We start from the raw sequence: 10210 nt of genomic DNA, 5'->3' as shown, positions 1-10210 counted from the left end.
GCATAGTGGTGCTAAGATGGCCATTCCCAGTCCTCGGCGAGTGGTGGGTTTGTTTGGCGATAGATCTGATCGCTCAAACAGGACTGAGTTCCCTTCCTGTGATCTACTATTTGGAACAGTTATTTAGTGTTTGAATAACCACACAGCAATTAAAGAGCAACAACATGATGTGCAGAAACTGTAACAACCACGTGAGCTGTGGTGCTATCAAGCTCTGCACTATACCAAACAGCGATACACTACCTAGCAACAACGCGATAAAACGCCACTGCGCCTTAACATAAGCTTGTCGCAACGCCAGTTTTCCCTGATAGCAAGGTAATAACCAGAGCAGTTGTAACTGTTTGCTTTGGTTTAAGCGATACATAGGCTCCAGCAACAAGATAATCACCGCCATCACGGCAGCGAGGTAGGTTGCCATTTCTCCCGCCGAGGATTTACCGTCTAGCCCCGCAACCACCCACAGAAAAATCGGCAGACCCCATATCCAAAAGGTGATGCCAATAAGATAAGCGCCAGAAACAAAACTGAGCGGATGCAGCCAGCGAGTAAGTGCATTGAAACCTCGCTGTGATAGTCCACGGCCTAAAAACTCGCCTAAGGTTCGCTCCGCATCACCGCGCGTAAGGTACAACACTGAGGTAGCTTGGGGGTGCCACTGCAACCGATATTTTATTTGCCAGCATACAAGCATAGCGGCCCCCACCAGTAACCCAAGACTCACGGACAAGGGCACATACTCAGCGCAAAAAATCAGTGCAATAACAGAGATGTTTTGCAGCATTCCTAGGGATTTAAATGACAAATAGCACAACAGCAGACCGCTATAAGCCCCAGCACAACTATATTTGAGTAGCTGTTCGTTGCCCCAGAGACACTGTAACACGATGATAAAAATGCCATAAATGACAGAGGCTCCGCCTAATTGGCGCAGTAATTGCGGCTTATAACGAGGAACAATTTGGGCCCATTCCAAGCTGATATACTGTAATAGCTTTTGCAGTATGGTTCCTACGAAGGCGAAAACACCTATTCCGCCATAGGCTAACTGCAAAGATGCTGTATCGTGCTGATAGCTTTCATACGCTGCCAATATCGGCAGAATGACAGCTGCAATGAGAGACATCAAAGTGCTGGTATTGAACCAATAATAACGAAACCAAGGACTCATATATGCAACTCCAGATAGAGTTGCTCAAGATTCAGCGCCTGACACTGCAGCGCTCCGGCCCATGTTTCGCCTCGATAACCATCAATCAACCACGAATACTCACGCCGATGTAATACCCGAATATGCTCACCAAATGTTGGCATCACGCCTTCAGGGAAAGTCACTAGGCGGATGTGCTCCTTAATTTCATCCAGCTCGCGCATCAGCAGCAATTTGCCATTTTTGAGCAGTGCGACATGGCTCGCGACCCGCTCCAAATCAGACGTAATATGTGATGAAAACAACACTGCAGAACCAGACTCCAACGCCAGTTCAAACAGATCTGCCATAAACTGCCGTCTCGCTAACGGATCTAAACTTGCGACAGGTTCATCCAGCAATAGCAATTTGGGGCGATAGGCCATTGCCATGATAATGGCTAACGCTTGTCGCTGCCCTACCGACAATTTATTCACCTTGGTTTTGCCATCCAGAGCAAAACGCTGCAACCACTGCTGCTCTAATTGCATATCCCAACTTGCATAAAAACTACGGTGCAGCGCCAATGCCATCGCCACTGTAGCATTCTCATAACCGAAAGGCTGTTGCGGTACGTAACCTATGGCTTCTTTAGCAGCCACACTTAATTGCGCTGGTGCTTCCCCCAAAGTCGCAATATCGCCAGCATCCGCATCAATAATGCCCAAAGCGATGCGCATTAAGGTAGATTTACCGGCACCATTGGCACCTAGCAACCCCACCACCATCCCTGGTTCGAGGGTGAATGATACTTCGTCCAGTACCGTGTTAGCCTCAAAGCGCTTTACCACCTTATTTAACTGCAACAACGCATCCATTGTGATGTTCCTCTCTTCCTCTAAGCTCCGGTACTTTTTGACCTATCCCATTGTTTTTCAATTAAATCTATAATCTGTTGCTTTGATAAACCAAGTTGTTGAGCACTTGCCAGCAATACTGCCAGTTGTGGCTGTAACAGGGCCTCGGCCGACGCATGATTATTAACTCTTTCAGCCACTTGAGTTGGCTGACCACGACGCCGTTCTAACCAGCCCTGCTCAACCAATTGCTGAATTGCCCGCGAAACTGTCATAGGATTAACCGCAAGATAGCTGGCTATCTGACGTACAGAAGGCAACACCGTATGCGCGGGCAACTGTCCACCAACAATCAAGTGGATGATTTGTTCGCTAAGTTGGCGGTAAATAGGGTCGCCACTACTGGGATTAACCTGCAAAAGTTCCAGCATACTATTGCTCACTGTATTAATACATTGATACACTCAATGAAACAAAATTACTACACCCTTTTTTTAATTGCAAAAGGAAATTCGCATGATAAGGCGTTACTCTTGCTGGATTCGCAGCCTGCTAATGGGGTTAGGGCTGTTCTGTGCTTTACCTATTCAAGCGATAGCAGTAGGGCACAGCAACAGTTGCTACGCCACCGGGCTATCCGACAGGCTCCAATGTGGCAGCGTTGAAGTTGCCGAAAACCCAGCAAAACCGGATGGGCGCAAGATTGCGATCCATTATGTGGTAATCCCCGCCATCAAGAATCTGGCACCACAGGAAGCGGTGCTGGGGATTGCCGGAGGACCGGGGCAATCGGCTATTGAGAACGCAGCCGGGTTTGAGCGGATGCTGCATAAAGTTCGGCAGCACCGAGATATTCTACTAATAGATCAACGCGGTACCGGTCAGTCAAATGCGCTGAACTGTGACAGCGAAGATCTGACTGCGATGCTGGCACACAACGATGAAGCCATGGATATTGCTGCCGATGTTCGCAAGTGTAAAAAGCAACTCGAGCAACATGCTGACATTAGCCAATACGGCAGCGAACAAGCGCTGGCAGATTTTGAAGCGGTACGCCGTCACTTAGGTTATCAAAAACTGCATATCTATGGCGTTTCTTATGGCACGCGCATGGCACAGCTGTATATGCGTCATTATCCGCAGGCTATCGCCACTGTTACCCTAGATGGGGTAGTGCCAATGCAGCAAAGTGTCTTAGCAATCGGCGGAGCGATTGCACGTGCACAAACACTGGTTATCAGTGATTGTGAAAAAGACCCGCTATGTGGCAAAGCCTTTCCCAAATTACGTGAGGAACTGGATACGCTGAGTGATACCTTGCAGCAGTACCCAGTAATGGAAAAAATTCATCACCCAGTGACCGGGGAAACAGCACTGCTCACGTTCACCCGTGACAAACTCCAAGGCGCATTGCGACTAGCGATGTATTCACCGTCAATTCGTGCCTTGATCCCTTTTGCTGTCCACCAGGCTTATCGCAAAAACTACCAGCCAATACTGGGACTGCTGTCGTTGCAGAGCGGTTCACTGGATCTGGCGATGGGGATGCATGCTGCGGTAGTTTGCGGCGAAGACTGGCCACGCTTGACCGCGGCACAGCGACAAGATGCGGAAAAAAGTGTGATTGGCAAAGTCATGCTAAAGGGCATTGATGAAAGTTGCCCCATTTGGCAGATCCCACCAGCACTGAAAAATTTTAGTGCGCCGATTGCGAGCAGCATTCCCACATTACTACTGTCAGGGGAAAAAGACCCGGCCACACCGCCCGCATGGGCCGAGATGGCGGCAGTCAAGCTCACCAATGCCAAACATCTGATCTCCCCCTACGCCACTCACAACGTGGCAGCCCAATCCTGTGCTGGTGACCTTATTGCGGAATTAGTGGAGAAAGCATCGGTCAAGCAGATTGATGGCAAATGCTTGAACAAGGATGTGCGCCGCAGTTTCTACCTGAATGCCAGTACCGTTGAAGCGATTGGGGAGGATAAGCAATGATTAAGGTCAGCAATATCAGCAAACGTATTGGTAAGGTTCAAGCACTGAATCAACTGAGCTTTAGCGCCGATGACGGCATGATCACCGGACTATTGGGGCCGAATGGTGCCGGTAAAACCACCTGTCTGCGAACCATCTTTGGACTGCTTAAACCGGATGAAGGCTATGCTGAAATCGATGGTATTGACGTGGCCAAACACCCGGTTGCCGCCAAACAACAATTAGGGCTATTTCCCGATCCTTTTGGCCTTTATGAGCGGCTAACACCGCGCGAGTACATCCGCTACTTTGCCGCCCTTAACGGCATGAGCAAACAGGCTGCCAGCACTGCCACTGCTGAGGTACTGAGTAAATTGCGCATGGAGGATATTGCCGATCGCCGCTGCAAAGGCTTTTCCCAAGGACAACGGATGAAAACAGCGCTGGCACAGGCAATTGTGCACCAACCCACCAATATCATTCTGGATGAACCCACCCGCGGGCTGGATGTAATGAGCACCCGGGTACTACGGGATTTACTGTTGCAGTTAAAACAGCAAGGCCATTGCGTGCTGTTTTCCAGCCATGTGATGCAAGAAGTAGCGGCATTATGCGATCGGGTAATTGTGATGGCCAACGGTAAGGTAGCCGCTATCGGCAGCCCACAGCAGTTATGTGAACAGACCGGACAAACGTCGCTGGAAGAAGCATTTATTCAGTTGATAGGGACAGACGAGGGGATCGCCGCATGATGGCAAAAGTATTTACGCTGCTGCGTAAGGAACTGGTGGATGCCAGCCGTGACAAGCGTTCGGTGCTGGCGGGATTGTATTATGCCATCGGCACACCGCTGCTGATGTGTGGGCTGTTTATTGTGTTGATCAATCAGTTATCCAGCCCGGAAGATCTGCCGGTGAAAATGATTAACGCCGACAAGGCACCGGATCTCGTGCGTTACTTGGGGCAACAAGGCATCAACAGCGGCAGCGGAGAAAAGGCCGACAAACTGGTGTTACAGATCAGCTCCGACTATCCGCAAAAAATGGCGCGGGGCGAAAGTGCCGAGGTGACCGTCATTGCCGATAACTCCGATGAAAAAATGCAGGATTCTATCCGCCGCCTACAAAAAGCGCTGCAAGCCTACTCTGCCGAGATGGGCAGTTTGCGACTGATAGCACGAGGCATTGACCCTCGCGTATTGCAACCGCTGAAAGTGGAAATGCACGATCAGGCCACACCAGACTCCAAAGGCGGCATGATCCTCGGCATAGCCTTGTTTACCATGCTGTATTCGGTGTTTATCTCCGGCATGAATCTGGCAATTGACACCAGTGCTGGCGAACGGGAACGCAACTCACTCGGCTTATTGCTGAGCCACCCAGTCACCACCGGCCAATTGGTCATCTCCAAATTGCTGGCAGTCACCGCTTTTGCAATGCTGGGATTGATATTGATCCTGCTGATTTCCCACTTTGCCTACCCGCTGGTGCCATGGGCAGAATTGGGCTTCAGTATCAGCATCAGCCCACAGTTTATGCTGTTGATGCTGGTGGTGGGTTTGCCTGTTGCCATGTTGGCTGCCAGCCTGCAACTGTTTGTCTCTTTTATGGCGAAAACCTTCAAGGAAGCGCAGTCCTATCTGACTATGGTGATGTTCATTCCATTGGCATTAGCCATGAGCGCCAGCTACAACATCGCCCCTGAAGTGCTGAAATGGCTGCCAGTTTCCGGCCAGCAACAGGCTCTGATGGAAGTGATCAAGGGTAAAACCTTGCCGTGGATGGAACTGGCAATAGCCTCGGGACTGACATTATTGATTGCGGCAATTCTGGCAACGGCGTTAGCGCGGATGTTACGCAGTGAAAAAGTCGTGTTCGGTTTATGATGCCTAGAGGTGCTAGCTGTTAGGCCCTAAATTCAGGTAAGGAAAAGTAATGTCTCAATTATGGAAACAGCGACGATGGCTCACACTATTACTGTTGCCTGCGGCCTTACTGGCATATACATCAGGCGCTCACTATAGCAGTTTTGTATTAGTGCTAACCGGAACCTCACTGGAAATGTGTTTTTGGTGGCGGTTATTGGGTCGTTCGTTATTGGGTCGTTCATAGTAGCAAAACGCCGACATTCGTCGGCGTTTTTCATTCCGATGGTAACAACTAAAAACGGTATTCGTAGCTACCAAAAATGCTGCTATCCGAGTCGTTATCTTTCAGCTCATATTCTGAATGTGATGCTGTGCCACCTAACGTCACCATGCCATCAAACATCGGCCAGCGGTAACTGAGTTCTAACATCAACAATTTTTCCTGTGGGAAATTGGGCGTCCAGGGATTATTTGGACTACGGCCATCATCATTAAGCCGGGCATAACGCAAGTAAGCCTGCAATCCGCGGCTATTACTATACTGGCCAATCAACCCCAGAACATAGACCTTTGCATCGCTATCGTAAGTAGAACCTAAGCTACGGCGATAGTAACGGGAACCGCTCAGATAGGTATAGTGTTCGTAGAAACAGTTGAATGAATTGGGATCGGTACCGCAAGCCACCATAGTGTTGGAATATTCCAAAAACAGCTTGTACTGCTGCTGGCTAAAACTGAACCGCGTATCAGCACCATAGAGCATGGCGCAATCGGTTAACTGCCAAGGCGATGGGCCACTGGAGTCTTCACAGGTACGTTCAAAATAGAGGCCCACAGGCACACCAAACCAGTTATCGGCATAGCGCATATCAAAACCCGCCATCTGATTACCGATTTTACTGTCCAAAGACGAATCACAAGTTGCTGAACCGTCAGCACATTCAGTGTTGCCGGAAATGGTATCCCAAAAAGAACTCAGGCTACATTCTTGCCCCTGACCACAAATCTGTGTTGTCCAGGAAAACCCTATTTCCAGTTGCCGCAATGGTTTCAGCGTACCGCGGAAATTCCATAGCACGGTGTCATCAATAGCACGGTCATCATTTTCCCAACTGAAGCCCGTGGTTAAGGTCCAAGGGCCAATCCACGACAACCAAGGAGTTTCAAAACCATGGGCATCATTACGGCTTAACATGATTGATGGCATCGGTCGGGCATTGTTGGTTTTAATCAGGCCGGTATCAAATCCAGGCCCCCACCACTGTGGCACGGTACCGGCGGTCACCACCCAGTTCCCCAAAATGGCGGCGAAATAGGAATCATCTAAACGTAGTGACTTGTCATCCTGCGGATCTAACGCACCTGTAACTGACAACTTGTAAGCAAAGCGCTTACCCACATAATCATGGGATGCAGTCAGTTCCCCCTTTTCCCGATAGTCGGAACCAAAATGCTGGAACCGAGCAGCGTCTGAAGCCAATGACGCCTTAACACTGCTGTTGCCTTCGTTAGAGGTGGCCTGCTGGTAATAATAATTCACTCTGGCGAAGGCTTGTTGCTGGGCCGCATTGAGCTTTTCCGGCTCCACCTTGGCAAGATCAGCCCCAATGCCGGCCCACATCAAGGGATAGGTGTTGATGGGCACGGTGATCACCCCGGCATCAGCCAATGCCTGAATATCCGCCCGCAGATACACATCGTGAGTATCGACCCAAGGCGCAGCAGCAACCAGCGCGCTAGCCAACAACGCAGCGAGGCACCAGGAAATTTTTAACGCTCTACTTAACATCATGACTTCCTTGTTTACTGAATAACTGTCGCAACGCGGTAGCGACCTCTGGATGCACAAACTGGCTGACATCGCCGCCATGCAGTGCGACTTCTTTTACCAACGTCGATGAAATAAATGAGTTTTCTTCTGCCGGAGTCAGAAACACACTTTCCAAGCCAGGATACAGACGGCGATTCATGCTGGCGAGCTGGAACTCATACTCAAAATCTGACACGGCCCGTAAACCACGGACCAGAACAGTTGCCTGTTGCTGTTTAGCAAAATCCACCAACAAACCGCTGAATCCCACCACTTGCACATTTGTTAGATGAGCGGTAACTGTCTGCAACATAGCCACTCGTTGCTGTAGCGAAAAACGCGGTTGCTTGGAAGGATTTGTCGCTACCGCGATCACCAATGATGGAAATAGCGACGCCGCACGTTCAATCAGATCGGCATGACCATTAGTAACAGGATCAAAGGTTCCCGGATAGATGGCCCTGGTATGCATGATTCCTCCGTAGCCCTGGAGATGATTCGACGGCGCAACTGCTGCACCGTTGCCGGATTTTTCTATATTGGAGCGGTATTCTGCCACAACCGTCCCGAGCATGCACAACCCTAGCTTACTTGCTGTTTGTGAATATCAGTCGCGAGCAAGCAAAGACAAGTAACGCGTAACGATAGTGTCTAACGATACCTTGTCGAGGATTCCCGCCGATGAAACATCGGGCGGCAGATCTAGCGCGCGATCCATAGCTGCCGCCAATGCCGCAGGATCTCGGCGCGGCACCAACCACTGTGATAAAGCACCACTAAGGATTTCACTGGGGCCATGGGGACAACGGGTACTGACGGCTGGCGTTCCCAACGCCAACGCTTCCAGCAGCACATTGCCAAACCCTTCGTAATCGGAGCTAAGCACCAACAACCGAGCATGTTTGATCCAAGGAAAAGGATTTTGCTGAAAACCGGGCACAATCACCCGCTGCTCCAGCCCCATCTTACGAATAGCCTTGAGTGCTTTTCTGCGATTACTGCACAACAGTACCAGCGGGATGTCATGCCGCATCTTTTTTAAGGCGGCGAATAACACATCGTGGCGCTTCTGCCGGGCAAAACGACCAACGTGAATTATATAATCACCCGCAGGTAAATCTGCTGTCTGGGCTTCAGCTTGCTGGCGAATCTCTGCTAATGAGAACGGATTATAAATGGTGGTAACTGAGGCGGGCTTAATTCGCCTTGAATGCCGCAGTTCATTCGCCACACCTTCAGATACGGCGATCAAATGCTGGCCATTAAGCGCCCGCTGTGCCCGCCGCATCTCCAGCCAAGCCAGCGGCCCCAACTTGCGCTGACGTTGCAGTTCCTCATCCATTGAATTGTGCACCACACAATAGAGCGGAGCAACGCCAGTACGCGTCATCAGCAGATTGGTCTGATGCAAATTGGATAAAAACAGATCAAAGCGCCCCACTTGCTGCTGCAAGGTTTCCAGATATTGCTTGAGTCTGGCGACAGACGTTCCCAAACGCCAGAGGCTGTCTAAGTTGCGCGTGTGTGCATCAAAGCAAAAATGTAGCGGAATCTCGGCGGGCACTTCATGTTCCACCGCAGGCTGCAGCACTAGGATATGCGGCTGATGCCCCCGCGCCAACAAGCCCTTCGCCAGCGTTAACATCACCTTTTCCGCACCACCACCGGCTAGGGAATCAATGACAATGGCAATGCGTTTATTCGAGTTATGTGACATGTCTGAATCCCTATTAAATACAACAAGATGGATTCATGCTAACGACGCTCTACGGTGGCAGCGTCTTGGGGTAACGATAACTCCGCTAATGCGGCATATTTATGAAATGCATATTCGCCGAGAATAATCGCCATCAGCAGGCCACGCCACCCATCCAAGAATCCCAGACTCAGCACATATTGCTGGAAAAAATCCGTGAAAAAACGTAATACCGCGAATCCGATGGTGCTCTTCTTACCCTTATTCGCTTTTTCCTGAGCCATCAGGCAAGCATATTTAAGGTGTTTTTCCTGCACATGTTGATAGTTACGCCAACTGTAATGCAGTAACGCTGATTTCAGTACTTTGATACGCTGATTAGGCTGTAGCAAAGTCTCATGCACCTGTCGCTCTTTAAACTTAGCGCCAACCTTATAAAACAGTTTGCCTTGCGGAGCCGTGTAACGACCATGATTTAAAAACTTCCCAAAGAAGTATGTTTTCCAAGGAATTTTGATCATATTGGCATCAGGTTTAGCAACCGACAGTACCTCGTCTATTTCCGCTTTCAAAGCATCGGTGACGACTTCGTCAGCATCAATGGTTAATACCCAGTCGTACTGACACATCGCCAAGGCGCGATTACGTTGCGGACCATATCCCGGCCAGTCAGTGCAATGTACTTCACTGGTATACTTTTGGGCAATTTCCACTGTGCCATCTGTACTGCCTGAGTCCAGAATAATCAATTCATCGACCCAACCCTGCAGTGGTGCCAGACACCGCTCTATACGGTCGGCTTCATTACAGACGATCAGAAAACAAGAGATTTTATGTTGTCGCATGCGGCTTCATTCTCTGTGCATTAATTAATGGG

Annotated in this window: 10 protein-coding genes; 3 read left to right on the top strand and 7 right to left on the bottom strand. The window is 49.8% G+C overall.

Annotation, left to right across the window (positions count from 1 at the left end; genetic code table 11):
- Positions 1–106: 106 nt before the first annotated feature.
- Genes IE064_RS16950 through IE064_RS16940 form a run of 3 tightly spaced genes read right to left on the bottom strand, consistent with a single transcriptional unit; the run spans position 107 to position 2417 of the window.
- Positions 107–1171: a hypothetical protein gene (locus IE064_RS16950; RefSeq protein ID WP_189618876.1), complete on the bottom strand. Its 1065-nt coding sequence runs from the start codon at positions 1169–1171 to the stop codon at positions 107–109.
- A complete protein-coding gene (locus IE064_RS16945) occupies positions 1168–2007 on the bottom strand; it encodes an ABC transporter ATP-binding protein (protein WP_189618875.1) in 840 nt (279 codons plus the stop codon). The genes IE064_RS16950 and IE064_RS16945 overlap by 4 nt, the downstream gene beginning before the upstream one ends.
- Positions 2008–2027: 20 nt before the next feature.
- Positions 2028–2417: a GntR family transcriptional regulator gene (locus IE064_RS16940; RefSeq protein ID WP_189618874.1), complete on the bottom strand. Its 390-nt coding sequence runs from the start codon at positions 2415–2417 to the stop codon at positions 2028–2030.
- 85 nt (positions 2418–2502) lie between these two features.
- Between IE064_RS16940 and IE064_RS16935 the strand changes: the two genes are divergently transcribed.
- From IE064_RS16935 to IE064_RS16925, 3 genes are read left to right on the top strand one after another with little or no spacing between them, the layout of a single operon-like run.
- Positions 2503–3981, top strand: a complete 1479-nt coding sequence (locus IE064_RS16935) for an alpha/beta fold hydrolase (RefSeq protein WP_189618873.1) — start codon at positions 2503–2505, stop codon at positions 3979–3981.
- Complete coding sequence (locus IE064_RS16930; protein ID WP_189618872.1) at positions 3978–4712, top strand: ABC transporter ATP-binding protein; 735 nt, start codon at positions 3978–3980, stop codon at positions 4710–4712. Before IE064_RS16935 ends, IE064_RS16930 begins: the two co-directional genes overlap by 4 nt.
- Positions 4712–5845: an ABC transporter permease gene (locus IE064_RS16925; RefSeq protein WP_189618878.1), complete on the top strand. Its 1134-nt coding sequence runs from the start codon at positions 4712–4714 to the stop codon at positions 5843–5845. Before IE064_RS16930 ends, IE064_RS16925 begins: the two co-directional genes overlap by 1 nt.
- 274 nt (positions 5846–6119) lie before the next feature.
- Here the strand turns inward: IE064_RS16925 and IE064_RS16920 are convergent, their stop codons facing one another.
- The 4 genes from IE064_RS16920 to IE064_RS16905 form a co-directional block, all read right to left on the bottom strand.
- Positions 6120–7619, bottom strand: a complete 1500-nt coding sequence (locus IE064_RS16920; protein ID WP_189618871.1) for a capsule assembly Wzi family protein — start codon at positions 7617–7619, stop codon at positions 6120–6122.
- Positions 7606–8109: a pantetheine-phosphate adenylyltransferase gene (gene coaD, locus IE064_RS16915; RefSeq protein ID WP_189618870.1), complete on the bottom strand. Its 504-nt coding sequence runs from the start codon at positions 8107–8109 to the stop codon at positions 7606–7608. Before coaD ends, IE064_RS16920 begins: the two co-directional genes overlap by 14 nt.
- A 135-nt stretch (positions 8110–8244) precedes the next feature.
- Positions 8245–9354, bottom strand: coding sequence for a glycosyltransferase (locus IE064_RS16910; RefSeq protein WP_189618869.1), 1110 nt, complete (start codon positions 9352–9354; stop codon positions 8245–8247).
- 38 nt (positions 9355–9392) lie between these two features.
- On the bottom strand, positions 9393–10178 hold the full coding sequence (locus IE064_RS16905) for a glycosyltransferase family 2 protein (RefSeq protein WP_189618868.1): 786 nt from the start codon (positions 10176–10178) through the stop codon (positions 9393–9395).
- Positions 10179–10210 lie beyond the last annotated feature (32 nt).

The organism is Shewanella fodinae (genome assembly GCF_014651955.1).
Classification (GTDB): domain Bacteria; phylum Pseudomonadota; class Gammaproteobacteria; order Enterobacterales; family Shewanellaceae; genus Shewanella; species Shewanella fodinae.
This window is presented reverse-complemented; position numbering and strand designations above follow the sequence as displayed.